Genomic DNA, 23,885 nt, shown 5'->3' on the forward strand with positions numbered 1-23,885 from the left:
TGCGTGCGTGCGCTCACATACCGGCGATCAGCTTCTCCACCCGCTCGTCCACGGAACGGAACGGGTCCTTGCACAGCACCGTGCGCTGCGCCTGGTCGTTGAGCTTGAGGTGGACCCAGTCGACGGTGAAGTCCCGCCGCTGCTCCTGGGCCCGCCGGATGAAGTCGCCGCGCAGCCTGGCCCGGGTGGTCTGCGGGGGCACCGACTTGCCCTCGAAGATCTTCAGGTCGTTGCAGATGCGGGCGGTCTGCCCCTTGCGCTCCAGGAGGTAGAAGAGACCCCTTCGGCGGTGGATGTCGTGGTAGGCGAGGTCTATCTGCGCGACCCGCGGATTCGACATGGTCATGTTGTGCTTGGCCCGGTACCGCTCGATGAGCTTGTACTTCATGACCCAGTCGATCTCGGTGTCGATCCGGTCGAGGTCCTCGGCCTCGACCGCGTCCAGGGTGCGGCCCCACAGCTCCAGGACCTGGTCGACGGTGCCGGTGCGGATGCCCCGGCGCTCGACGAAGTCCACGGCCTTCTCGTAGTACTCCCGCTGGACCTCTATGGCCGAGGCCTCCCGGCCGCTGGCCAGGCGGACCTTGCGCTGCCCGGTGAGGTCGTGGCTGACCTCGCGGATCGCCCGGATCGGGTTCTCCAGGGTCAGGTCGCGCATCACCGTGCCCGCCTCGATCATGCGGAGCACCAGGTCGGTGGCGCCGACCTTGAGCAGCATGGTCGTCTCGGACATGTTGGAGTCACCGACGATGACGTGGAGGCGGCGGTACCGCTCGGCGTCGGCGTGGGGTTCGTCGCGGGTGTTGATGATCGGCCGGGAGCGGGTGGTGGCGGAGCTGACGCCCTCCCAGATGTGCTCGGCGCGCTGGCTGACGCAGTAGACCGCGCCGCGCGGGGTCTGGAGCACCTTGCCCGCCCCGCAGATCAGCTGCCGGGTGACGAGGAAGGGGATGAGGATGTCCGCGAGCCGGGAGAATTCTCCGTGCCGGGCCACGAGGTAGTTCTCGTGGCAGCCGTAGGAGTTTCCCGCCGAGTCGGTGTTGTTCTTGAAGAGATAGACGTCGCCCGCGATTCCCTCCTCGTGCAGGCGGCGTTCGGCGTCGACGAGCAAGCCTTCGAGAATGCGCTCGCCCGCCTTGTCGTGCGTGACCAGTTCGGTCACGTTGTCGCATTCGGGGGTGGCATATTCCGGATGCGATCCCACGTCGAGGTAGAGGCGGGCGCCGTTCCGCAGAAAGACGTTGCTGCTGCGGCCCCATGACACAACACGGCGGAAGAGGTAGCGCGCCACTTCGTCAGGTGACAGTCGGCGCTGTCCCCTGAACGTGCACGTGACGCCGTACTCGTTCTCCAGCCCGAAAATGCGGCGGTCCATGACTGAACATTACGCCTTACGGCCTCTGCTGAAACCGGGTTCGACAGCACCGTTCCGATCATTTTCGGATCCGGTCACGACGGCGGGTGCGCGGACGGGCACCGAGTCGGCCCCCAGAACCCGTCCGGTGGCCAGCAGGACCACCAGGGCCGCCACTCCCCCGGCCCCCGCGACGGCGAAACTCCAGGCCGTGGAGCCGAACTCGACGGCCGGTCCCGCGACGGCCGTTCCGACCGCCGCGCCCACGCCGAAGGTGGTGACGAGCCAGGAGAAGGCCTCGGTCACCGTGCCGCGCGGGGCGTGCCGGTCGACCACGATGAAGGAGCAGGCGATGGCAGGGGCGAGGAACACCCCGGCGAGGGCGGCGAGGGCGGCCATCACGGGCACCGAGGGGGTGAGCGTGAGCGGCAGGTAGCCGAGCGCCAGCAGGCCGACGATGACCCGCAGCCGCTTCTCCGGCGCACCGGCCCACTGGCGGGCGCCGTAGGCCAGGCCGCCGATCAGCGCGCCGAGGCCGAGCGCGGCCATCAGCCAGCCGTACACCGATTCCCGGCCGTGGTCGTCGGCGTACGCCACTCCGGCCACCGTGATGGAGCCGAGCGCGAGGCCGACGAAGAAGAAGGCGCCGAGGAGGGCGAGGAGTCCGGGCGAGCGCAGGGCGCCCAGCCAGTGCGCCTCGCGGGGTGCGGAGCGCCAGGTGCGCGAGGGCTCGGACAGGACGACGGACAGGGCGCCCAGGACTCCGATGGCGTTGATGACGAGGAGGGCGGCGGCGGGGGACCAGAGGGCGACGAGCAGCGTCACCAGGAGCGGCCCGACCGTGAACATGACCTCCTGCGCGACGGCGTCCATGGCGTACGCCCGGTGCAGCTGGTCCTCGCGCGTGAGGACGCTGGGCCACAGGGCGCGCAGGCCGCCCTCCAGGGGCGGTGTGGCGACTCCCGCGACGACGACGGCGGCGTAGGCCAGCGGGAGCGAGCCGAGGCCCGCGACCGCGAACAGGGCCATGCCGAGCGCCGAGAGGACGGCGGCGGGGAACTGGACGCGCGGCTGCCCGTACAGGTCCACGGCCCGGCCCAGCAGCGGCTGGCCCACGGCGGTGGCGAGTCCGTAGGCGGCGGCCAGCGCGCCCGCGAGGGTGTAGCTGCCGCCCTCGGCGCGGGTGAACAGCACGATCGCGATGTGCGCGGTGCCGTTGGGCAGCCGCCCCACCAGCGTGCCCGTGAGCAGCCGGGCAGCGTGCCGCGCCCGGAGGATGTCCAGATATCCCGCGGCCATGTCCGCCCCTCTCCGCCCGGCCCGGGCTGCCGCCCACCGAGGTTTTACGTATAACGTCGACGGTCATACGTACCATGTCCGCAGCCCGCGGGTCCACCTCGCGGCGCTGTGGAGACACCCCGCACGGAGGCCCGAGTGACCAGCGCCCATCAGCCCGTACCCGCCCGGCCCACCAGCCGGGACGTGGCCCGCGCGGCGGGCGTCTCCCAGGCGACGGTCTCCCTGGTGCTCGGCGGGAAGTGGCCGGGACGGGTCTCCGAGGCCACGGCCCGGCGGGTCCGGGAGAGCGCGGCGGAGCTGGACTACCGGCCCAATCTGGCGGCCCGCAGCCTGCGGCTCGGCCGGACCAGGACCGCGCTGCTGGTGGTCCCCGCGCTCACCAACGAGTTCTTCGCCCGGGTGTACACCGGGGCGGCGGCGGTCGCCGCGGAGCACGACTTCGGTGTGGTGCTCTACCCCTCCCCCGACGGCACGGGCCCGGCCCGGGACCCGTTCGCCTCGGCCCGCGCCTCGCTGGACGGGGTGATCGCGTCCTCGATGGCCGCCGGCGCCCTGGACGCACTGCGCGGGGCCGAGCTGCCGCTGGTGATGCTGGACAGCGATCCGGCCGACACCGGCCCCGCGGCCCAGGTGAACCTGGACATCGGCAGCGGGATGCGGCAGGTGACGGACCATCTGCTGGGGCTCGGGCACCGCCGCTTCCTGCACCTGGCCTCCGCCGTGGACACCTGGACGTTCGCGGTCCGGGCCCGGGCGCTGCACGACGCTCTGGGCGCGGCGCCGGACGCGAGCCTGCGTACGGTACGGGCCCCGCTGGACGTACGGGCGGGGCGCGAGGCCGCGGAAGGGGCGCTGGCGGCCACCGGGGAGAGGCCGACCGCGATCGTCTGCGACGACGACATCCTGGCCGCGGGAGCCTGCAAGGCGGCCCGGCGGCTCGGGCTGCGGGTGCCGGACGAGCTGTCGGTCACCGGCTTCGACGATCTGGCGCTGGCCACCGCCGTCGAGCCGGAGCTGACCACGGTTCAGCTGCCCGCCGAGCGCGTCGGGGAGCGCGGCATGGAGGCGCTGCTCGCCGTGCTGGACGGCCGCCCCGTCGAGCCGGGCGGTCTGCCGGTCCAGCTGGTCGTACGCGGCTCGACGGCTCCGTGCCCCGCCGCCCGGGCATGACGATGCCCCCGGGCCGGGGCCCGGGGGCACCAGAGGCGCCGGCGCCTACTCCTCCGTGGAATCGGGCGTGGTGGCGGAGTCGTTGTCCTCGGTGTCGGACGGGGCGTCCGTCGGGGTGCTGCTCGCGGCTTCCGTCTCCAGCAACCGGGTCAGCTGACGGCCGACGATCCGCTTGAACTTGCGCTGCTGGGGGCGGGTGCGGTCCAGGACCGCGACCTCCAGGCGCTCGGCGGGGATCTCCCGCTCGCCGCCGCCCGGCTCCCGCGAGAGCGCCTGGACGGCCAGCTTGAGCGCCTCGGCGAGCGTCATGCCGTCGCGGTGGCGCTGGTCGAGGAAGCTGCTGATCTGTTCGGCGTTGCCGCCGACGGCGACCGAGCCGTGCTCGTCCACGATCGAACCGTCGTGGGGCAGCCGGTAGATCTGGTCGCCCTCGGGCTCGGCGCCGACCTCGGCGACCACCAGCTCCACCTCGTAGGGCTTCTCGGCGGCGCTGGAGAAGATGGTGCCGAGCGTCTGGGCGTAGACGTTGGCCAGCCCACGGGCCGTCACATCGTCCCGGTCGTAGGTGTATCCGCGCAGATCGGCGTAGCGCACGCCGCCGATGCGGAGGTTCTCGTACTCGTTGTACTTCCCGGCGGCGGCGAAGCCGATCCGGTCATAGATCTCGCTGAACTTGTGCAGCGCACGGGACGGGTTCTCGCCGACGAACACAATGCCGTCGGCGTACTGCAGCACAACGAGGCTGCGACCACGGGCGATGCCCTTGCGGGCGTACTCCGCCCGGTCGGCCATGGCCTGCTGGGGTGAGACATAGAACGGCGTCGACACCGGCTATCCGTCCCTTCCTGTCAGTGACGAGTGCATCTCTAAAGGCTCGGAGTCCGGGTCAGAGCAGCGCGGCGCGCGGGCCGTCGGGCTGCTCCAGTCGGCGTTCCAGGACGGAGCGCGCGATCTCGGAGGACTCCTGGTCGCTCAGCCTCCGGAAGCCTTCGTCGGTGATGACGGTGACGATCGGGTAGATGCGGCGGGCCACGTCCGGGCCGCCGGTCGCCGAGTCGTCGTCCGCGGCGTCGTACAGCGCCTGCACGACCAGGGTGAGGGCCTGCTCCTCCGTCAGGTCCTCGCGGTAGAGCTTCTTCATCGCGTTGCGGGCGAAGATCGAGCCGGAGCCGGTGGCGGCGTAGCCGGTCTCCTCCGAGCGCCCGCCGGTGACGTCGTAGGAGAAGATGCGGCCCTTCTCGCGGTCGACGTCGAAACCGGCGAAGAGGGGCACCACGGCGAGGCCCTGCATGGCCATGGCCAGATTGCTGCGGATCATGGTGGAGAGCCGGTTGGCCTTGCCCTCCAGGGAGAGCTGGGCGCCCTCGACCTTCTCGAAGTGCTCCAGCTCCAGCTGGAACAGCTTGACCATCTCCACAGCCAGTCCGGCGGTGCCGGCGATGCCCACCGCCGAGTACTCGTCGGCCGGGAACACCTTCTCGATGTCGCGCTGCGCGATCATGTTGCCCATGGTGGCGCGCCGGTCACCGGCCAGGACCACGCCGCCGGGGAAGGACGCCGCGACGATGGTCGTCCCGTGCGGCGCCTCGATGGCCCCCTGGAGCGGCGGCAGGCTCCGGTTGCCCGGGAGCATCTCGGGCGACTGGTCGGACAGGAAGTCCATGAACGAGGACGACCCCGGCGTCAGGAAGGCTGCTGGTAGACGCCCGGTGCTACGAGTGTTGGCTTCCACGCGTTTCCCTCCACGTATGCGGCTGCACGCCTTATGGCATCCGGCCGATCCTTGAACTGCCCCAGGGCTGCGTTGCAGCTGAAGCACAGTACGCCACGGACCCTACCCGCCCCATGGCAGTGATCCACATGCTCAGCCGGAGCGATTGGACAGATACGGCACTCGCCCTGCTGAGCCGCGATCAGCTCGTCCGGCTCGGCAGGAGCAAGACCCCGCGTGCGCTTGAAGCAGCCGATCCGGTTTCGCTGCGCCCCGCGTTCGCGGCAGAAGCCCGACCAGCCGTCGGAAGACGACTCGTTGCGCTCCCACTGATCGTGCGGCTTCGCCTCGCCGCACCGCGGGCAACGTCCGGGGTCCCGTGGCACCGGCACCTCGACCCGGACCGGCTTGCCCCTGGCCTTGGCCTTGGCCTCCTGACGCTGCCGGCAGTACTCGGCAGAGCACTTCCGGCAGTACGCCTGGAGGCCATCACGCATGGCCCTTTACCGGCGAAGGACTGCCGCGGCCGATTCTTCCGTCGACGAGAGCGCCACCTCTTCGCGGAAGAGTCGGACACTCAGCCCTATTCCCCGCCCTTTTGGACAAACGACCTCACGAAGTCCTCGGCGTTCTCTTCCAGGACGTCGTCGATCTCGTCCAGCACCGAGTCGACGTCGTCGCTCAGCTTCTCCTGGCGCTCCTTGAGGTCCTCGGACGCCTGCGCGTCCTGCGCCTGCTCCTCGACCTCCTCGGTGGAACGCGTCGCCTTCTGCTGTCCGCCGCCGGTGTCCTTGGTCGCCATGTAGCTCACCCCGCTCGGTTCGAAGCAATCGAAGCTCTTGATCAGACCCTACCCACGGGGTCCGACATTTGGCCCGGTACTTGTCCAACGTCCGGGCCTCAGGTGATTGATTCCCCGTCCGGAGGCCTTTCAGCCGCCGGACAGCGCCCGGACCAGCTCTTCCGCCGTACGGCACCGGTCCAGCAGGTCCTTGACGTGCTCGCGCGTCCCGCGCAGCGGCTCCAGCGTGGGCACCCGCTGGAGCGAGTCGCGGTCCGGCAGGTCGAAGATGACCGAGTCCCAGGAGGCGGCCGCCACGTCGTCGGCGTACTGCTCCAGGCAGCGGCCCCGGAAATAGGCCCTGGTGTCCTCCGGAGGCTTCGTACGGGCCCTGGTGACCTCGTCCTCGTCCAGCAGCCGCTTCATCCGCCCACGGGCCGCCAGGCGGTTGTAGAGGCCCTTGTCGGGCCGTACGTCCGCGTACTGGAGGTCCACCAGATGCAGCCGGGGGGCGTCCCAGTCCAGCGCGTCGCGGCGGCGGTAGCCCTCCATCAGCTCCCGCTTGGCGATCCAGTCCAGCTCGCCCGCCAGACTCATCGGATCGGTCTCCAGCCGGTTGAGGGTGTCCTCCCAGCGGGTCAGGACGTCCTTGGTCTGCTCGTCGGCGTCGGTGCCGTACCGCTCGTCCACGTACTTGCGGGCCAGCTCGAAGTACTCCATCTGCAACTGGACAGCGGTGAGTGTCCGGCCGCTGCGGAGCGTGATCAGCTGCCGCAGATCCGGGTCGTGCGAGACCTGGTGCAGCGTGCGTACCGGCTGGTCGACGGCGAGGTCGACGTTGATGAAGGCGTCCTCGATCATGGACAGCACCAGGGACGTGGTGCCCAGCTTGAGGTAGGTGGAGATCTCCGAGAGATTGGCGTCGCCGATGATCACATGGAGCCGACGGTACTTCTCGGCGTCGGAGTGGGGCTCGTCCCGGGTGTTGATGATGGGACGCTTGAGCGTGGTCTCCAGGCCGACCTCGACCTCGAAGTAGTCGGCGCGCTGGCTGATCTGGAAGCCGTGCTCATGGCCGTCCTGGCCGATGCCGACCCGGCCCGCGCCCGTGACCACCTGGCGCGAGACGAAGAACGGCGTCAGATGGCGCACGATGTCCGAGAACGGCGTCTCCCGCTGCATGAGGTAGTTCTCGTGCGTGCCGTAGGAGGCGCCCTTGTTGTCGGTGTTGTTCTTGTAGAGGTGGATCGGCTGGGCGCCGGGGATGGCGGCGGCCCGTTCGGCCGCCTCGGCCATGATCCGTTCGCCGGCCTTGTCCCAGAGCACCGCGTCCCGCGGATTGGTGATCTCCGGGGAGCTGTACTCGGGGTGCGCGTGGTCGACGTACAGCCGGGCGCCGTTGGTGAGGATCACATTGGCCAGGCCGATGTCCTCGTCGGTGAGCTGGCTGGAATCAGCGGTCTCACGGGCGAGGTCGAAGCCTCGCGCGTCGCGCAGCGGATTTTCCTCCTCGAAGTCCCAGCGGGCGCGGCGCGCCCGGTGCATCGCCGCCGCGTAAGCGTTGACGATCTGGGACGAGGTGAGCATGGCATTGGCGTTGGGGTGGCCGGGGACGGAGATCCCGTACTCCGTCTCGATGCCCATTACTCGCCGTACGGTCATGCGGCCCTCCTTGCCCGGCGTCGGTCCCCTCCGGGAGCGACGCTCAAGTACCGCTGCTGTGTCCGGTGCGTGTGCGGTGCCCGTCACCACACTGCGCGACTCGGCGGTACCGCAGAGCCTAGAGCGCCTCTGCGCCGGTGGGGAGATCAATTACGACATTGCTCCGGCATGGCCGGATCGGTGGAATGCGAGCGGCTGCGGATACCCCCTCCGGGCATCCGCAGCCGGTCCGCGTATTACAGGTACTGGCCGGTATTGGCGACCGTGTCGATGGACCGCCCGGTGTCCGCGCCCTGCTTTCCGGTGACGAGTGTGCGGATGAAGACGATCCGCTCACCCTTCTTGCCGGAAATCCTGGCCCAGTCGTCCGGGTTGGTGGTGTTCGGCAGGTCTTCGTTCTCCTTGAACTCGTCCACACAGGCCTGCAGGAGATGAGCGACCCGCAGCCCCTTCTGGCCGTGTTCGAGGAATGCCTTGATGGCCATTTTCTTTGCCCGGTCGACGATGTTCTGAATCATCGCGCCGGAGTTGAAGTCCTTGAAGTACAGGACTTCCTTGTCGCCGTTGGCGTAGGTGACCTCAAGGAAGCGGTTCTCCTCGGACTCCGTGTACATCCGCTCCACGACCGACTGGATCATGGCGTGGGCGGCGGCCTCCCGCGAGCCGGTGTGCTCGGACAGGTCGTCCGCGTGCAGCGGGAGCGACGGGGTCAGGTACTTCGCGAAGATGTCCTTCGCCGCCTCGGCGTCCGGACGCTCGATCTTGATCTTCACATCGAGGCGGCCGGGGCGCAGGATGGCGGGGTCGATCATGTCCTCGCGGTTGGAGGCGCCGATGACGATGACGTTCTCCAGGCCCTCCACCCCGTCGATCTCGGCGAGCAGCTGCGGGACGATGGTGTTCTCCACGTCCGAGCTGACGCCGCTGCCGCGGGTGCGGAAGAGGGATTCCATCTCGTCGAAGAAGACGATGACGGGGGTACCCTCGCTCGCCTTCTCCCGAGCACGCTGGAAGACCAGGCGGATGTGCCGCTCGGTCTCGCCGACGTACTTGTTGAGCAGCTCGGGGCCCTTGATATTGAGGAAGTAGCTCTTCCCCGCGGGCTGCCCGGTCACCTCGGCGACCTTCTTGGCGAGCGAGTTGGCGACGGCCTTGGCGATCAGGGTCTTGCCGCAGCCGGGCGGACCGTAGAGCAGGATGCCCTTCGGCGGCCGCAGCTCGTGCTCCTTGAAGAGGTCGGGGTGCAGATACGGAAGCTCGACCGCGTCGCGGATCAGCTCGATCTGGTCGCCCAGGCCGCCGATCTTGTCGTAGTCGATGTCCGGGACCTCTTCGAGGACGAGCTCCTCGACCTCGCTCTTGGGGACCACTTCGTAGACGTAGCCGGACCTGGAGTCCAGGAGCAGGGCGTCGCCGGAGCGGATGGTGATGTCCAGCAGCGGCTCGGCGAGCCGCACCACCCTCTCCTCGTCGGTGTGCCCGACCACCAGGGCGCGCTCGCCGTCCTCAAGGATCTCCTTGAGGGTGACGATGTCCCCGGCCCGCTCGAACTCCATGGCCTCGACCACGTTGAGCGCTTCGTTGAGCATGACTTCCTGGCCGCGCCGCAGGTCGTCGAGCTCGACACTGGGGCTGACGTTCACCCGGAGCTTGCGGCCCCCGGTGAAGATGTCGCAGGTGCCGTCCTCGTTGGCCTGCAGGAAGACCCCGAAACCGGCCGGCGGCTGCGCGAGCCGGTCGACCTCCTCCTTGAGGGCCACGATCTGGTCACGCGCCTCACGGAGCGTGTTGGCGAGCCGCTCGTTCTGCGCGGACACGCCCGCCAGGTTCGTCTGCAACTCGACGATCCGCTCTTCGAGAATCCTCGTATGACGCGGAGAGTCGGCGAGCTTACGTCGCAGGACGGCGATTTCCTGCTCTAGATAGGCAACCTGGCCGGCCGGGTCCTCTGACCCTCGCGCGGGCCGGATGCCGCGGTTGATGTCGTCGTCGTGGGCTGCCACGGTCCTCACCTCCTCCATGGGGAGCTGGACGCTTCCTGACCCTACCTGGGTGGGTGATGATTGAAACCCCTAGATCACAAAGACTCCGGGGTGTGTCCGATCTTCACCCTTGCGCTCTCCCTCACGTCAAGGGAATACCCACCCTTCGGCACCGGAAAGCCGCCGGTTGTATCGTCGAACCGGTCAACACCCGTCAGGGCTGGCTCCAATTGGTTCGGATACGCAGGAACGGCAGGACTCAATGACCGTGCAGCAGGACTCGCCGGGCGACAGCGGCACCCAGGATCTGGAGGTCTGGATCGACCAGGATCTCTGCACGGGCGACGGCATCTGCGTGCAGTACGCCCCCGAGGTCTTCGAGCTGGACATCGACGGCCTGGCGTACGTGAAGAGCGGTGACGACGAGCTGCTTCAGGACAAGGGCGCGACCACGCCGGTGCCGCTGCCGCTCCTCCAGGACGTCGTCGACTCGGCCAAGGAGTGCCCCGGCGACTGCATCCATGTGCGGCGCGTCAAGGACAGCGTCGAGGTGTACGGGCCGGACGCCGAGTAGCTCACACGCTGCGCGCGAGGTCCCCGGAGGTGCGGACGAACGCCTTTCCCTTCCACCGCCAGGAGGCCTGTTCCACCTGGTCGGGGCAGCAGCGGGGGACGTCGAGCGAGGAGTAGCCGAGCAGGGTCGCCGAGACGGCGCCGTCCCGTACGGCGAACTCGCCGACCGTCTTCCTGTCAGCGGGGTCCACCAGGGTCGCCACGACCCGGGGTGCGGCCCCGCTTCCCTGTGTCAGTACGTAGATGCCGCTCGGCGGCGTTCCGGAGCCCGCGTCGCAGTGCACCACGGCGACGGTTTCCGGCCGCCCGTCGCCGTCGAGGTCCCCGGGCGCCTGTCTGGCGACGGTGGTCCCGGCGCCGCCGCACTCCAGCGGGAAGTCCACGCCGGCCGGGTCCGGGGCGGGGGCCTGCTGGCCGTGCCGGGTGGTGGTCCGCTGCTCGGGGGCCGTGGCGGTGGCGGTGGCCGTACGGGGCTGGAGCAGCCCGGCCAGCGCGACGACGCCGGCCATCGCGGCGGCCGTGGCGAGCCAGTGCACGGGCTTGGCGGCGGTGTGCGCCAGCTCCGGGAGCGCGGAGGTCTGCACGCGGTATGTCTCCTGATGGTTCCTGGGAGTCCCGGGAGGAGGTGGGGAGCACCCCCGAGGGGTGGCCAGCATCGTGCCACACCTCACACCCCGGCGGAACGGCGGGGTGGGTACGGGTTCCACGAACGGGCCGCTGTGTCGGCGGCAACGAAAAGGCGCCGCCGCGGAGTTCCCCGGTCGGTCGGGGAACTCCGCGGCGGCGCCGGTGCGTTGGACGGATCAGCCGCGGGAGGCGGCGGAGCCGCTCTGGCTGCCGGGGCCGTCGTAGTCCTCGCCGTAGGCGCCCTTGGAGGGGCGGCGGCGGCGCAGCGGCGGCTCGACGCCGTCCGCGAGGCGGCGGGCGGTGACCAGGAAGCCGGTGTGGCCGATCATGCGGTGGTCGGGGCGGACGGCGAGGCCCTCCACGTGCCAGTTGCGGATCATCGATTCCCAGGGCTGCGGTTCGGCGAAGCAGCCGATCTCGCGGATGGACTCGACGGTGCGCGAGAGCTGGGTGGTGGTGGCGACGTAGGCGCAGAGGATGCCGCCGGGCACCAGGGCCTTGGAGACAGCCTCCAGGCACTCCCAGGGAGCGAGCATGTCCAGCACGACGCGGTCGACGTCGGTGTCGGAGAGGTTGTCCTGGAGGTCGCCGACGGTCAGCTGCCAGGCGGGGTGCGGCGAGCCGAAGTAGCGCTCGACGTTCTGCTGGGCGATCTCGGCGAAGTCCTCGCGGCGCTCGTAGGAGTGCAGCATGCCCTGCTCACCGATGGCGCGCAGCAGGAAGGTGGAGAGCGAGCCGGAGCCGACCCCCGCCTCCACGACGCGGGCGCCGGGGAAGATGTCGGCGAAGGCCAGGATCTGGCCCGCGTCCTTGGGGTAGACCACGGCGGCGCCGCGGGGCATGGACAGGACGTAGTCGGGGAGCAGGGGGCGCAGCGCGAGGTAGGCGACGTTTCCCGTGGTTCGGACAACACTGCCCTCGGGAGCACCGATCAGCTCGTCGTGCTGGAAAGAACCCTTGTGGGTGTGGAAGCTCTTTCCGGCCTCAAGCGTGAAGGTGTAGTGGCGTCCCTTGGGGTCGGTGAGCTGGACCTGGTCCCCGACCTTGAAGGGCCCACGTCGGCGGGCGGCACCGGTCGGTTCAGACATGTGACCAGCGTACCGGTGTTTCAGGGGCCGCCGACCGCCCGGTCCGGGCGGCGGCGGGAGCCCCGGCGGCTCAGGTGCCGGGGCGGGCCATGGCCTTGACGAAGGCGCGCTCCACGTCGGCGGTGGAGAGGACTCCGTAGATCTGGCCGGTCTCCTCGACCACCAGGTACTCGGTGGCGGGGGTGGCCTTGAGCCGGTCGAGGAGGGCTTCCCCGGCCAGCTCGGCGGGGACCTTCATACCCTCGGTGAGGTCCTGGGCGAGGCCGCTGACGGCGACCCAGGGGCGGCGGTGTTCGGGGACGCCGACGATGGCGGCCTCGCGGACGACGCCCTTGGGGGTGCCCTGTCCGTCGACGACGACCAGGGCGCGGGCGCCCGCCTCGTTGGCCCGGCGCAGCGCTTCGGAGAGCGGGGTGGCGGACTCGACGGGGACGGCACGCCGGGTGAGGGTGCGGGCGCGGAGGTCGGGCAGGTGCTCGCGGAGCCGGGCCATGCGCAGGCTGTTCCCGGCGCCGGTCCAGATGATCGCGGCGAGGATCGCGGCGAGCAGGGCGTCCATGACGGTCTCGACGCCGCCGATGCTGTCGGGTGCGGCGCCCAGGGTTCCGGTGTGGGTGAGCAGCGGCAGTCCGATCAGGACGGTGACGGCCAGGCCGCGGCCGACCCAGGCGGCGGCGATGGTGCCGCTCATGGGCTTGCCGGTGATCTTCCAGACGACGGCGCGGAGCATCCGGCCGCCGTCGAGGGGCAGACCGGGCAGCAGGTTGAAGGCGGCCACGATGAGGTTGGAGATCATCAGGCCCGCGAGCAGGACACCGGGGACGGTGCCGGGCTCGACGAACTGCATCGCGCCGTAGAAGACGCCGCCGAGGACGAGGGAGAGGAGCGGGCCGACGAAGGCGAGGATGAACTCGCGGCCGGGTGTCTCGGTCTCCTTCTCGATCTCCGAGACGCCGCCGAAGAACTGGAGCTGGATACGGCGGACCGGGAGCTTGTAGCGCAGGGCGGCGACCGTGTGGGCCAGTTCGTGGACGAGCACGGAGGCGTAGAAGGCGATCGCGAAGAACAGCGCGACGAGATAGCGGGCACCGCCCAGCTCGGGCAGCACCCGGTCGAGCTGGTCGCCGAAGACCCAGGTGATCAGCGCGGCGACGACGAACCAGCTGGGGGCGACGTAGACGGGCACGCCGAAGGGGCGGCCCATGAGCAGGCCGCCGCCCGGCTCCGCGGGTCGTTCGGGCTTGCCGTTCTCGGGGGCGGCGCCGGGGTCCGTGCCCCCTGCGCCGGGCTGCGGCCGCCCGCTGTCGCCGCTCTCGTCCACGGGGTCCCTTCGGTTCGGTGAGTGGCCTTTGCCACGATCATGCAGTGTGCGAGGGTCTACCGTCGATGGTATGCCGCTGACTGTCAGTGGCGGGCCGTAGGGTCTGGAGACATGACTTCCGTGCCGCGGCCGCCTCAGCCGCCTTCGTCCCTGTCGCCGTCGCGGGCGAGCGATTTCATGCAGTGCCCCCTGCTCTACCGCTTCCGGGTCATCGACAGGCTCCCGGAGAAGCCCAGCGAGGCGGCTACCCGCGGCACGCTGGTCCATGCCGTGCTGGAGCGGCTCTTCGACGCCCCGGCGGCGGACCGTACGGCGCCGCGGGCGCGGGCGCTGATTCCCGGCCAGTGGGACCGGCTGCTGGAGACGAAGCCGGAGCTGGGCGAGCTGTTCGCCGAGGACCCCGGGGGTGAGCGGCTGACGCGCTGGCTGGGCGAGGCGGAGCGGCTGGTGGAGCGGTGGTTCTCGCTGGAGGACCCGACGCGTCTGGAGCCCGCCGAGCGGGAGATGTTCGTGGAGACGGAGCTGGACTCGGGGCTGCGGCTGCGCGGGGTGATCGACCGGGTGGACGTCGCGCCGACCGGCGAGGTCAGGATCGTCGACTACAAGACGGGCAAGGCCCCGCGACCGGAGTACTCCGAGGGCCCGCTGTTCCAGATGACGTTCTACGCGCTGGTGATCTGGCGGCTGAAGGGCGTCGTGCCCCGCCGTCTCCAGCTGGTCTATCTGGGCAGCGGCGATGTGCTGACGTACGACCCGGTGGTGGCGGATCTGGAGCGGGTGGAGCGCAAGCTGCTGGCGCTGTGGGACGCGATCGCGCTGGCGACGGAGACCGGCGACTGGCGGCCGCGCCCGACGAAGCTGTGCGGCTGGTGCGACCACCAGGCGGTCTGTCCGGAATTCGGTGGGACTCCCCCGGTCTACCCCCTGGCGGTGCGCCCGGCGGAAGCGGGTGAGGATGTGCAGGGCAGAATGGGACCGGTCCGGGCCGAGGCCGGCCGAGCCGTGGCCCTTGAGGGCCCTTAAGGAGTTCCTGTGGCGATCCGCGTCCTTCTGGTCGACGACCAGCCCCTGCTGCGCACCGGTTTCCGGATGATTCTGGAGGCCGAGGGCGATCTGGCCGTGGTGGGTGAGGCCGGTGACGGTCTGCAGGCCATCGACCAAGTGCGGGCGCTCCAGCCCGATGTGGTGCTGATGGACATCCGGATGCCGCGGATGGACGGGGTGGAGGCGACCCGTCAGATCACCGGCCCCGGCAAGGACGGCCCGGCGAAGGTGCTGGTGCTGACCACCTTCGATCTCGACGAGTACGTGGTGGAGGCGCTGCGTGCGGGGGCGAGCGGCTTCCTGCTGAAGGACGCCCCGGCGGCCGAGCTGGTGCAGGCGATCCGGGTGGTCGCGGCGGGCGAGGCGATGCTCGCCCCGAGCATCACGCGCCGGCTGCTGGACAAGTACGCGGACCATCTGCCCTCCGGTGAGGACCCGGTCCCGGACGCCCTGCACACGCTGACGGACCGTGAGGTCGAGGTGCTGAAGCTGGTGGCGCGCGGGCTGTCCAACGCGGAGATCGCCGCGGACCTGTTCGTCAGCGAGACGACGGTCAAGACCCATGTCGGCCATGTGCTCACGAAGTTGAGCCTGCGCGACCGGGTGCAGGCCGCGGTGTACGCGTACGAGAGCGGGCTGGTTCGCCCCGGCGCGCAGTAGGGGTCCTCGTCGCGAGCGAGCTCTGCGCAGAAGGCGTAAAAGCCGTCCGGCCCGCCCCCCTCCTGTTCCAGGAGGGGGGCGGGCCGGACGGCTTTTCCGGTGCGAGCCGGCCTCAGGCGCCGGGCCGGTGGAGCTCCCACAGCTGGAGCTCGGAGGTGGCGCTGACGGAGTGCTCCACCCCGGCGATCCCCTCGCGGGAGGCGACGTACTGCTTGCCCTGCCAGATCGGGAGCACGGGGACGTCGGCGGCGACGATGTCCTGGAGCTTCTCGTAGGTCGCGGCGGCGGCGGTGCGGTCGGCCTCACGGCGGGACTGCGGGATGAGGACGTTCTGCGCCTCGCGCGAGCGGTAGGGCGAGTTGAGGAAGTTGTCCTTGTCCAGGAACGGCGCGGTGTAGTTGTCCGGGTCCGGGAAGTCGGGGAACCAGCCCATGCCGTAGGCCGCGTAGTCGCCGCGCTTCTGCTCCGGGCGGTACTTCGACCACTCCGTGCCCTGGACATCGATGTCGAAGAGGCCCGAGCTGTTCAGCTGCTGCTGGATCGCCTTGAACTCCTTGGCGGTGGCCGAGCCGTAGTGGTCGTCCGTGTAGTGCAGGGTGAACTTCACCGGGGTCTTGATCCCGGCGTCCCGCAGCGTCGCCTCGGCCTTGGCGGTGCTGGGCTCGCCGTACTTGTTGAAGAAGGCGTTCGTGTGCCCGGAGATGCTGGACGGGATCAGGGAGTAGAGCGGCTCGGCGGTCGTGCCGTACACCTTCCCCGCGATCTCGCCCCGGTCGATGATCTGGGCCATGGCCTGCCGGACGGCCTTGTTGACCACGGGGTCCTTGGTGTTGAAGCCCAGGTAGCTGATGGCCAGGCCGGGCATCTCGGTGAGCTCGATGCCTTCCTTGGGGCTGACCAGCATGTCGCGGGCCTGCTCGGGCGACATGGCCCGGGTCATCATGTGGATCTTCTTCTCGTCGAGCGCCTTGCCCATGGCTTCGGCGTCGGCGAAGAGGTCCATCTCGACCTTGTCATTGAGCACCTTCAACTCGCCCTTGTACGTAGGGTTCTTGGAGAAGGTGATCTTCACGACCCGGCCGTCCTCGACCTGCGGCTTCATGGTGTACGGGCCGGAGCCGTCGACCTGGAAGCCCTCGCGCGGGGACTTCGCCGGGTACTGCGCCTTCGGGACGATGCCGGCGGCGGGCGTGGCGAGCTTGTACGGGAACGTCGCGTCGGGGGTCTTCAGGTGGAAGATCACCTGGTCGTCGCCCTTGGTCTCGATCGTGTCGATGTTGGAGAGCAGGCCGACCGGGCCGCTGTCCGAGTCGATGTCGATGACGCGCTGGATGGAGTGCTTCACGTCCTCGGCGGTGACGGGCGTCCCGTCGGCGAAGGTGAGGCCCTCGCGCAGGGTGCAGCGGTAGCTCTCGCTCTCGGTGTCCGTGAAGGCGCAGCTGCGGGCCGCCTCGGGCGCCGGTTCGCCGCCTCCGTTGGGCACGGCGGTCAGCGTCTGCACGGTCTGGCGCAGGACGTTCCAGACACCCGCTTCATAGCCGATGGCCGGGTCGAGGGGCGCGGGGTTCTCCGCGGAGGCCACGAGCTGGTCCGTGGTGCCGACGACGATGGCTCCCGTGCCACCGGCGCCGCTGTCCGTGCTGCCGCAGGCGGCGAGCACGGGGGCGAGCAGGCCGACGACGGCCGGCAGCACCAGGGTCTTGCGGTTCATCTGGACGTTCTCCCTCATCCCGGCAGGTGAGGAATCAAAGTTAGTAGCCGCCGACGACCTCTCCCGACCGCCCGGATGGCAGCTCGCTCCCCTCAGGCGGCCGGAAGGGGCGACACATGATCACCATTCCGGACATCTCATATGATCCCGGAGGCCACCTGACGGCTCCCGGGTGAGGAAGCTCACCCTCCCTACCTCTTCACATATGTGCACAGTGGCTGATTCACGTCCACGGAAAGTTGCCGGAATGCGCACGGCGGGGAAGGGGAATCCGCCGCTCGTCCATCGGTCGGGCTCTCCGCCCGGGTCAGCCCATTCCGGTGATGAGCTTCCGCAGGAAGGCCAGGTCGACCTCTTCGAGCGAGCTGACGACCACACGTCCGGCGGCAGGGGCGATCGGGGCGACCGACGGCACGACGACGACCCGGCACCCGGCGGCCTCCGCGGCGGCCACCCCGGTCGCGGTGTCCTCGATGACGGCACAGCGCCAGGGGTCGGCGCCGAAGCCCGCGGCGGCGGTGAGATAGGGCTCGGGGTGGGGCTTGGTCCGGGCGACCTCGTCCCCGGCGACCGTGAGCGCGAAGTGGTGGTGGCCCACCGAGTCCAGGACCCGGTCGATGATCCGGCGGTGGGAGGCCGAGACGAGCGCGGTGGGCACCTCGTACACGGCCAGCTCGGCCAGTAGCCGCTCGGCGCCCGGCATCAGGGGCACCCCGCGCGCGATACGCTTCTCGAAGCCGTCGTTGAGCAGCCCGGTCAGCTCGTCGAGCCGGATGTCGGCGCCGGTGACGTCGATGAGGTATCCCGCGCTGCGGGTCATCGGACCGCCGACGACGACGTCCCGCCAGGCCTCGTCCAGCCGGTGTCCGAGGCCGGCGAAGACCTCCTTCTCGACGTCCCACCAGAAGCCCTCGGTATCGACCAGGGTTCCGTCCATGTCGAGAAGGACCGCCTGCAGAGCGGCGCCTTCGGCCGTGCGGGTCGAGGACGCGGGGACCGTACTGGTCATCCGGCACACCTTCCGTAAGGGACGAGAAGGCCGGCCGCCATTCCCAGAAGTGGGAGGGCGACCGGCCTGCACTGGACCGACCAGTGTACGACGTGTCCGGCTACGGCGCGCGAAGGGCGCGGCAACGGGCGGTGAGCACCGCTCTACCGGGCGTTGAAGTACTTCGCCTCGGGGTGGTGGATGACGATGGCGTCGGTGGACTGTTCCGGGTGGAGCTGGAACTCCTCGGAGAGGTGGACGCCGATGCGCTCCGGCTGGAGCAGGTCCGCGATCTTGGCCCGGTCCTCCAGGTCGGGGCACGCTCCGTAACCGAGGGAGAACCGTGCGCCCCGGTACTTCAGAGCGAACATGTCCTCGACGTCCGCCGGGTCCTCCCCGCCGAAGCCGAGCTCACCGCGGACCCGGGCGTGCCAGTACTCGGCCAGGGCTTCGGCGAGCTGGACGGACAGGCCGTGGAGTTCGAGGTAGTCGCGGTAGGAGTTGGCGGCGAAGAGTTCGGCGGTGGCTTCGCCGATCTTCGAGCCGACGGTGACGACCTGGAGGCCGATGACGTCCCGCTCCCCGGACTCCTCCGGCCGGAAGAAGTCCGCGAGGCAGAGCCGGCGGCCGCGGCGCTGGCGCGGGAAGGTGAAGCGGGTGCGCTCCGAGCCGTCCTCGTGCAGCAGGATCAGGTCGTCGCCCTTGGAAACGCACGGGAAGTAGCCGTAGACGACGGCCGCCTCCAGCATGTTCTCGGTGTGGAGCTTGTCGAGCCAGCCGCGCAGATGCGGGCGGCCCTCGGTCTCCACCAGCTCCTCGTACGTCGGTCCATCGCCATTACGGGCCTGCTTCAGGCCCCACTGGCCCTTGAAGAGGGCGCCCTCGTCGAGCCAGGAGGCGTACTCCTTGAGCTGGATTCCCTTGACGACCCTGGTCCCCCAGAACGGGGGCTCGGGCACCGGGTTGGTGACGGAGACGTCCGAGCGGACACCCGCCTCCGGCTCCTCGACCTCGATCACCGGGACATCCCGCTTCGGCACCCGGCGCTGCTTGAGTTCGGGGAGGACGGCGCCGGGGACTCCGCGCTTGACGGCGATCAGCGCGTCCATCAGGCGCAGTCCCTCGAAGGCGTCACGGGCGTAGCGGACTTCGCCCTCGTAGATCTCGTGGAGGTCCTGCTCGACGTAGGCCCGGGTGAGGGCGGCGCCGCCGAGGATGACGGGGTAGTCGGCGGCCATGTTGCGCTGGTTGAGCTCCTGAAGGTTCTCCTTCATGATCACCGTCGACTTCACCAGCAGACCCGACATCCCGATCACATCGGCCCGGTGCTCCTCGGCCGCCTCCAGGATCGCCGAGACCGGCTGCTTGATCCCGAGGTTCACGACGTTGTAGCCGTTGTTGGACAGGATGATGTCGACGAGGTTCTTCCCGATGTCGTGCACATCGCCCCGGACGGTGGCCAGCACGATCGTGCCCTTGCCGTCGTCATCGGTCTTCTCCATGTGCGGCTCCAGATACGCCACCGCGCTCTTCATCACCTCCGCCGACTGGAGGACGAAGGGCAGCTGCATCTGGCCGGAGCCGAACAGCTCCCCGACCACCTTCATGCCCTCCAAGAGGGTGTTGTTGACGATGTCGAGAGCCGGGGTGTCCGCAAGGGCTTCGTCGAGGTCGGCCTCCAGACCGTTCTTCTCCCCGTCGATGATCCGCCGCTGGAGCCGCTCGTCCAGCGGGAGGGCGAGGAGCTCCTCGGCCTTGCCCGCCTTCATCGACTTCATGTTGACGCCCTCGAACAGCTCCATCAGCTTCTGGAGGGGGTCGTAGCCCTCGGCGCGGCGGTCGTAGATCAGGTCGAGGGCGACCTTGACCTGCTCCTCCTCCAGCCGGGCGATCGGCAGGATCTTCGAGGCGTGCACGATCGCGGAGTCCAGGCCCGCCTTCACGCACTCGTCGAGGAAGACGGAGTTCAGCACCACCCGGGCGGCCGGGTTCAGCCCGAAGGAGATGTTGGAGAGGCCCAGCGTGGTCTGGACGTCGGGGTGGCGCTTCTTGAGTTCGCGGATCGCCCCGATCGTCGCGATGCCGTCGCCCCGCGACTCCTCCTGACCCGTGCAGATCGTGAACGTCAGCGTGTCGATGAGGATGTCCGACTCGTGAATGCCCCAGTTCGTGGTGAGGTCGGCGATCAGCCGCTCGGCGATGGCGACCTTGTGCTCGACGGTGCGGGCCTGGCCCTCCTCGTCGATCGTCAACGCGATCAGGGCGGCGCCGTGCTCCGAGGCCAATGCGCTGACCTGCGCGAACCTCGACTCAGGGCCGTCGCCGTCCTCGTAGTTCACCGAGTTCAGCACCGCACGCCCGCCCAGCTTCTCCAGGCCGGCGCGCAGCACGTCCAGCTCGGTGGAGTCCAGCACGATGGGCAGGGTGGAGGCGGTGGCGAAACGGCCCGCCAGCTCCGCCATGTCGGCGACGCCGTCACGGCCGACGTAGTCGACGCACAGGTCGAGCATGTGCGCGCCCTCACGGATCTGGTCCCGCGCCATCTCCACGCAGTCGTCCCAGCGCGCTTCCAGCATCGCCTCACGGAACTTCTTGGAGCCGTTGGCGTTCGTCCGTTCACCGATGGCGAGGTACGACGTGTCCTGCCGGAAGGGCACGGTCTGGTAGAGCGAGGCGGCACCCGGCTCCGGGCGCGGCCGGCGGACCGCGGGCGTCAGGTCCCGGACCCGCTCCACGACCTGGCGCAGGTGCTCCGGTGTCGTACCGCAGCAGCCGCCGACCAGCGAGAGTCCGTACTCGTGGACGAAGGTCTCCTGGGCGTCCGCCAGCTCGGCCGGGCCCAGCGGGTAGTGCGCACCGTTCTTGCCGAGGACCGGCAGACCGGCGTTCGGCATGCAGGAGAGCGGGATACGGGAGTGCCGGGCCAGGTAGCGCAGGTGCTCGCTCATCTCGGCCGGACCGGTCGCGCAGTTCAGGCCGATCATGTCGATGCCCAGCGGCTCCAGCGCCGTCAGCGCCGCACCGATCTCCGAGCCGAGGAGCATCGTCCCCGTCGTCTCGACCGTGACCGAGCAGATCAGCGGGAGAGTGAGGCCGGTGGCCTCCATGGCGCGCCGGGCTCCGATGACCGAGGCCTTGGTCTGGAGCAGGTCCTGGGTGGTCTCCACCAGGATGGCGTCGGCGCCGCCCGCGATCATGCCCTCGGCGTTCTGCTGGTAGGCGTCGCGGAGGGTGATGTAGGGGGCGTGGCCCAGGGTGGGGAGCTTCGTGCCCGGGCCCATCGAGCCCAGCACCCAGCGCTGCTGCCCGGTCGAGGCGGTGAACTCGTCGGCCACCTCACGCGCGATCCGCGCGCCCGCCTCGGCCAGCTCGTACACCCGCTCCGGGATGTCGTACTCCGCGAGCGCCGCGTAGTTCGTCCCGAACGTGTTCGTCTCCACGCAGTCCACACCGACCGCGAAGTACTCCTCGTGGACCGAACGCACGATGTCCGGACGCGTGATGTTCAGGATCTCGTTGCAGCCTTCGAGGTTCTCGAAGTCCTCAAGTGTGGGGTCCTGGGCCTGGAGCATGGTTCCCATCGCCCCGTCGGCCACCACCACGCGGGTGGCGAGTGCCTCTCGGAGGGCGTCTGCTCGGGTCCGGCTGTCGGCGGCGGATGTCGGCAACGAGGCCATGGATGATCTCCCAGGGATGCGACGGCTGTCGGCTTTGCGTCCTTCTTGGGGAAGGCGCACGTCGCCAGCCTAGCCGGACGGCACCCCGGGCGGTCAGGGCGTCCATGGGGCGGACTGCATGCTGTGCGGGGTGCGGCACGTGTGGCCCAGTGGCGGAGACTTTCCCCCGGAGTCAGGCATAGGTCGGCATCGACCGATAGTGTTCAGCATTGTCGAACCGAGGTGGAGGAGTACGGCGCGATGGCCAAGAACATCCAGTCGCTGGAGCGGGCGGCCGCGATGCTGCGTCTGCTGGCGGGCGGCGAGCGCCGGCTCGGGCTCTCCGACATCGCCTCGTCGCTGGGGCTGGCCAAGGGCACCGCGCACGGCATCCTGCGCACCCTCCAGCTGGAGGGGTTCGTCGAGCAGGACACGGCTTCGGGGCGCTATCAGCTCGGCGCGGAGCTGCTGCGACTGGGCAACAGCTATCTGGACGTCCACGAGCTGCGGGCGCGCGCCCTGGTCTGGACGGACGACCTGGCCCGCTCCAGCGGCGAGAGCGTCCACCTCGGGGTGCTGCACCAGCACGGCGTCCTGATCGTCCACCACGTCTTCCGGCCCGACGACAGCCGCCAGGTACTGGAGGTGGGGGCGATGCAGCCGCTGCACTCCACGGCGCTGGGCAAGGTGCTGTCCGCCTACGACCCGGTGGCCCACAGCGAGGTCATGGAGGCGGAGCGGCGCTCCTTCACCGGGCGCACCGTCACCACCGCCGACGAGTTCGAGGCGATGCTCGACCTGATCCGGGCCCAGGGCTGGGCGGCCGACGCGGAGGAGACCTGGGAGGGCGTGGCAGCCGTCGCCGCCCCCGTGCACGACCGGCGCAGGATGCCGGTGGGCGCGGTCGCCGTGACGGGTGCGGTGGAGCGGGTGGCCCCGGACGGGACGCTGCGGCCCGAGCTGATCGCGGCCGTACGGGACTGTGCCCGCGCGGTCTCCCGGGACCTGGGCGCCGGGCGCTTCTGAGGGCCTTGGCCCGCCACGTACGCCCCGCAACGTCACCCACCCCCACGGCAGCGCGCACACCCAAGGGCCGTCCCGTACGCCGGGCCACGGCGCCGCGCGCGCCGACGTGCCCCACGCGCGCGAAGGGCCGGATAACGATCGCGTCGCGCACCGAGTCCTCCGCCACAGAACCCTTGACGCTTCCTTCACTCGGGGGAAACACTGCCGTTCAACGGTCGGCATTGTCGAACGCCTAACGGCAATACGCGTTAGGGTGTGACAGTGCCAAGGGCCGGTCAAGCCCTTACAGGTGGGCTGCCCACGCTTTGTGGATACCCATCTGGGGCGCGGACCACCGGAGGGACCCGGTGTTCCGCTCTCCCCTGGACGAAGGACAAAGGAGTCGCGGGTGTCCAGCTCCGACATTTTCATCGGCGAGACCTTCGGGACCGCCATACTCATCCTGCTCGGTGCCGGCGTTGTGGCCGCCGTCACGCTGAAGCACTCGAAGGCCCGCGACGCGGGCTGGCTGGCCATCACCTTCGGGTGGGGTTTCGCCGTACTCACCGGCGCCTATCTCGCCGGCGGCGTCTCGGGTGCCCACCTCAACCCGGCCGTCACCCTCGGCCTCGCCGTCAAGGGCGGCACCGAGTGGGGCGACGTGCCCCTCTACCTCGGCTCCCAGCTGCTCGGCGCGATGATCGGCGCCGTACTGGTCTACGCGGTGTACTACGGGCAGTTCCACGCCCACCTCAACGACCCGGAGATCATCGGTACCAAGGGCACCGAAGAGGGCATGGTCGACCAGACCGCCGCCCCCAAGGCCGGACCGGTGCTCGGGATCTTCTCCACGGGCCCCGAGATCCGCAACGCTGTGCAGAACGTCGTCACCGAGATCATCGCCACCGTCGTGCTGGTCCTGGCCATCCTCACCCAGGGCCTCAACAACGAGGGCAACGGTCTGGGCACACTCGGAGCCCTGATCACGGCCCTGGTGGTCGTCGGCATCGGCCTCTCCCTCGGCGGGCCCACCGGCTACGCCATCAACCCGGTCCGCGACCTCGGACCGCGCATCGTGCACGCGGTGCTGCCGCTGCCGAACAAGGGTGGTTCGGACTGGGGCTACGCGTGGGTACCCATCGTGGGTCCGCTCATCGGCGGCGCGCTCGCCGGCGGGCTCTACAACCTCGCCTTCGCCTGACCCGAGACCGGGACGCGGACCCGAGGCCGGGTATCAGCGCCGTAACCCCTAT

General features: G+C 69.8%; 20 protein-coding genes. 6 read left to right on the forward strand and 14 right to left on the reverse strand.

Annotated features, from left to right (window positions below; all coding sequences use genetic code 11):
- Positions 1-13: 13 nt before the first annotated feature.
- Both pafA and ACZ5WC_RS15135 read right to left on the reverse strand, forming a co-directional pair.
- A complete protein-coding gene (pafA, locus tag ACZ5WC_RS15130; protein ID WP_030583618.1) occupies positions 14-1,375 on the reverse strand; it encodes a Pup--protein ligase in 1,362 nt (453 codons plus the stop codon).
- 9 nt (positions 1,376-1,384) lie between these two features.
- The gene (locus tag ACZ5WC_RS15135; protein ID WP_468541208.1) at positions 1,385-2,653 is read right to left on the reverse strand and encodes an MFS transporter; all 1,269 of its coding nucleotides are present in this window, start codon (positions 2,651-2,653) and stop codon (positions 1,385-1,387) included.
- Between the two features lie 135 nt (positions 2,654-2,788).
- On the opposite strand from ACZ5WC_RS15135, the gene ACZ5WC_RS15140 reads away from it, so the two are divergent.
- The gene (locus ACZ5WC_RS15140; RefSeq protein WP_468541209.1) at positions 2,789-3,823 is read left to right on the forward strand and encodes a LacI family DNA-binding transcriptional regulator; all 1,035 of its coding nucleotides are present in this window, start codon (positions 2,789-2,791) and stop codon (positions 3,821-3,823) included.
- 45 nt (positions 3,824-3,868) lie between these two features.
- Here ACZ5WC_RS15140 and prcA read toward each other — a convergent pair whose 3' ends face one another.
- From prcA to arc, 6 genes are all read right to left on the reverse strand, one after another.
- Positions 3,869-4,651: a proteasome subunit alpha gene (prcA, locus tag ACZ5WC_RS15145; RefSeq protein ID WP_468541210.1), complete on the reverse strand. Its 783-nt coding sequence runs from the start codon at positions 4,649-4,651 to the stop codon at positions 3,869-3,871.
- Positions 4,652-4,709: 58 nt separating this feature from the next.
- Positions 4,710-5,555, reverse strand: coding sequence for a proteasome subunit beta (gene prcB, locus ACZ5WC_RS15150; protein WP_096629989.1), 846 nt, complete (start codon positions 5,553-5,555; stop codon positions 4,710-4,712).
- The gene (locus ACZ5WC_RS15155; protein WP_468541211.1) at positions 5,507-6,031 is read right to left on the reverse strand and encodes an endonuclease VII domain-containing protein; all 525 of its coding nucleotides are present in this window, start codon (positions 6,029-6,031) and stop codon (positions 5,507-5,509) included. The genes prcB and ACZ5WC_RS15155 overlap by 49 nt, the downstream gene beginning before the upstream one ends.
- 86 nt (positions 6,032-6,117) lie before the next feature.
- Entirely contained in the window at positions 6,118-6,336 is a 219-nt protein-coding gene (locus ACZ5WC_RS15160) for a ubiquitin-like protein Pup (protein ID WP_011027899.1), read from the reverse strand.
- A gap of 129 nt (positions 6,337-6,465) precedes the next feature.
- Positions 6,466-7,977, reverse strand: coding sequence for a depupylase/deamidase Dop (dop, locus tag ACZ5WC_RS15165; RefSeq protein WP_468541212.1), 1,512 nt, complete (start codon positions 7,975-7,977; stop codon positions 6,466-6,468).
- Positions 7,978-8,213: 236 nt separating this feature from the next.
- Positions 8,214-9,980, reverse strand: a complete 1,767-nt coding sequence (arc, locus tag ACZ5WC_RS15170; RefSeq protein WP_468541213.1) for a proteasome ATPase — start codon at positions 9,978-9,980, stop codon at positions 8,214-8,216.
- Positions 9,981-10,221: 241 nt separating this feature from the next.
- Here arc and ACZ5WC_RS15175 point away from each other — a divergent pair, with 241 nt between their 5' ends.
- On the forward strand, positions 10,222-10,533 hold the full coding sequence (locus tag ACZ5WC_RS15175; protein ID WP_096629995.1) for a ferredoxin: 312 nt from the start codon (positions 10,222-10,224) through the stop codon (positions 10,531-10,533).
- Between the two features lies 1 nt (position 10,534).
- On the opposite strand, the gene ACZ5WC_RS15180 is transcribed toward ACZ5WC_RS15175, so the two are convergent.
- The 3 genes from ACZ5WC_RS15180 to ACZ5WC_RS15190 form a co-directional block, all read right to left on the reverse strand.
- Positions 10,535-11,116, reverse strand: coding sequence for a hypothetical protein (locus ACZ5WC_RS15180; RefSeq protein WP_468541214.1), 582 nt, complete (start codon positions 11,114-11,116; stop codon positions 10,535-10,537).
- A 219-nt stretch (positions 11,117-11,335) separates the two neighbouring features.
- Positions 11,336-12,247 (reverse strand): tRNA (adenine-N1)-methyltransferase, encoded by a 912-nt coding sequence (locus tag ACZ5WC_RS15185; RefSeq protein WP_096629998.1) that lies wholly within the window; start codon positions 12,245-12,247, stop codon positions 11,336-11,338.
- A gap of 70 nt (positions 12,248-12,317) precedes the next feature.
- Entirely contained in the window at positions 12,318-13,568 is a 1,251-nt protein-coding gene (locus ACZ5WC_RS15190) for a site-2 protease family protein (RefSeq protein WP_468541215.1), read from the reverse strand.
- Positions 13,569-13,745: 177 nt separating this feature from the next.
- Between ACZ5WC_RS15190 and ACZ5WC_RS15195 the strand changes: the two genes are divergently transcribed.
- Positions 13,746-14,591, forward strand: coding sequence for a RecB family exonuclease (locus ACZ5WC_RS15195; protein ID WP_468541216.1), 846 nt, complete (start codon positions 13,746-13,748; stop codon positions 14,589-14,591).
- A 9-nt stretch (positions 14,592-14,600) separates the two neighbouring features.
- Positions 14,601-15,272 carry a response regulator gene (locus ACZ5WC_RS15200; protein ID WP_096630003.1) on the forward strand — a complete coding sequence of 224 codons (672 nt, stop codon included), beginning with the start codon at positions 14,601-14,603 and terminating at the stop codon, positions 15,270-15,272.
- A 112-nt stretch (positions 15,273-15,384) separates the two neighbouring features.
- Here ACZ5WC_RS15200 and ACZ5WC_RS15205 read toward each other — a convergent pair whose 3' ends face one another.
- The 3 genes from ACZ5WC_RS15205 to metH all read right to left on the reverse strand — a co-directional run bounded on the left by ACZ5WC_RS15205 (position 15,385) and on the right by metH (position 21,648).
- Positions 15,385-16,983, reverse strand: coding sequence for an ABC transporter substrate-binding protein (locus ACZ5WC_RS15205; RefSeq protein WP_468541217.1), 1,599 nt, complete (start codon positions 16,981-16,983; stop codon positions 15,385-15,387).
- Positions 16,984-17,290: 307 nt separating this feature from the next.
- Positions 17,291-17,992, reverse strand: a complete 702-nt coding sequence (locus ACZ5WC_RS15210; protein ID WP_468541218.1) for an HAD family hydrolase — start codon at positions 17,990-17,992, stop codon at positions 17,291-17,293.
- 143 nt (positions 17,993-18,135) lie between these two features.
- Positions 18,136-21,648, reverse strand: coding sequence for a methionine synthase (metH, locus tag ACZ5WC_RS15215; protein WP_468541219.1), 3,513 nt, complete (start codon positions 21,646-21,648; stop codon positions 18,136-18,138).
- A 240-nt stretch (positions 21,649-21,888) separates the two neighbouring features.
- Between metH and ACZ5WC_RS15220 the strand changes: the two genes are divergently transcribed.
- Together ACZ5WC_RS15220 and ACZ5WC_RS15225 are read left to right on the forward strand one after the other, a co-directional pair.
- Entirely contained in the window at positions 21,889-22,653 is a 765-nt protein-coding gene (locus tag ACZ5WC_RS15220) for an IclR family transcriptional regulator (protein ID WP_468541220.1), read from the forward strand.
- Between the two features lie 388 nt (positions 22,654-23,041).
- Complete coding sequence (locus ACZ5WC_RS15225; RefSeq protein WP_468541221.1) at positions 23,042-23,833, forward strand: MIP/aquaporin family protein; 792 nt, start codon at positions 23,042-23,044, stop codon at positions 23,831-23,833.
- Positions 23,834-23,885: the final 52 nt, after the last annotated feature.

This window comes from Streptomyces sp. NPDC033165, from assembly GCF_055577965.1.

What these genes read in the sequence shown, in the direction of transcription:
- metH (WP_468541219.1), bottom strand. Translation starts at nt 21,648, where the DNA reads ATGGCCTCGTTGCCGACATCCGCCGCCGACAGCCGGACCCGAGCAGAC.
- ACZ5WC_RS15205 (WP_468541217.1), bottom strand. Translation starts at nt 16,983, where the DNA reads ATGAACCGCAAGACCCTGGTGCTGCCGGCCGTCGTCGGCCTGCTCGCC.
- ACZ5WC_RS15160 (WP_011027899.1), bottom strand. Translation starts at nt 6,336, where the DNA reads ATGGCGACCAAGGACACCGGCGGCGGACAGCAGAAGGCGACGCGTTCC.
- ACZ5WC_RS15135 (WP_468541208.1), bottom strand. Translation starts at nt 2,653, where the DNA reads ATGGCCGCGGGATATCTGGACATCCTCCGGGCGCGGCACGCTGCCCGG.
- ACZ5WC_RS15195 (WP_468541216.1), top strand. Translation starts at nt 13,746, where the DNA reads ATGCAGTGCCCCCTGCTCTACCGCTTCCGGGTCATCGACAGGCTCCCG.
- dop (WP_468541212.1), bottom strand. Translation starts at nt 7,977, where the DNA reads ATGACCGTACGGCGAGTAATGGGCATCGAGACGGAGTACGGGATCTCC.
- ACZ5WC_RS15210 (WP_468541218.1), bottom strand. Translation starts at nt 17,992, where the DNA reads ATGACCAGTACGGTCCCCGCGTCCTCGACCCGCACGGCCGAAGGCGCC.
- pafA (WP_030583618.1), bottom strand. Translation starts at nt 1,375, where the DNA reads ATGGACCGCCGCATTTTCGGGCTGGAGAACGAGTACGGCGTCACGTGC.
- ACZ5WC_RS15185 (WP_096629998.1), bottom strand. Translation starts at nt 12,247, where the DNA reads ATGTCTGAACCGACCGGTGCCGCCCGCCGACGTGGGCCCTTCAAGGTC.
- ACZ5WC_RS15155 (WP_468541211.1), bottom strand. Translation starts at nt 6,031, where the DNA reads ATGCGTGATGGCCTCCAGGCGTACTGCCGGAAGTGCTCTGCCGAGTAC.
- ACZ5WC_RS15220 (WP_468541220.1), top strand. Translation starts at nt 21,889, where the DNA reads ATGGCCAAGAACATCCAGTCGCTGGAGCGGGCGGCCGCGATGCTGCGT.
- ACZ5WC_RS15175 (WP_096629995.1), top strand. Translation starts at nt 10,222, where the DNA reads ATGACCGTGCAGCAGGACTCGCCGGGCGACAGCGGCACCCAGGATCTG.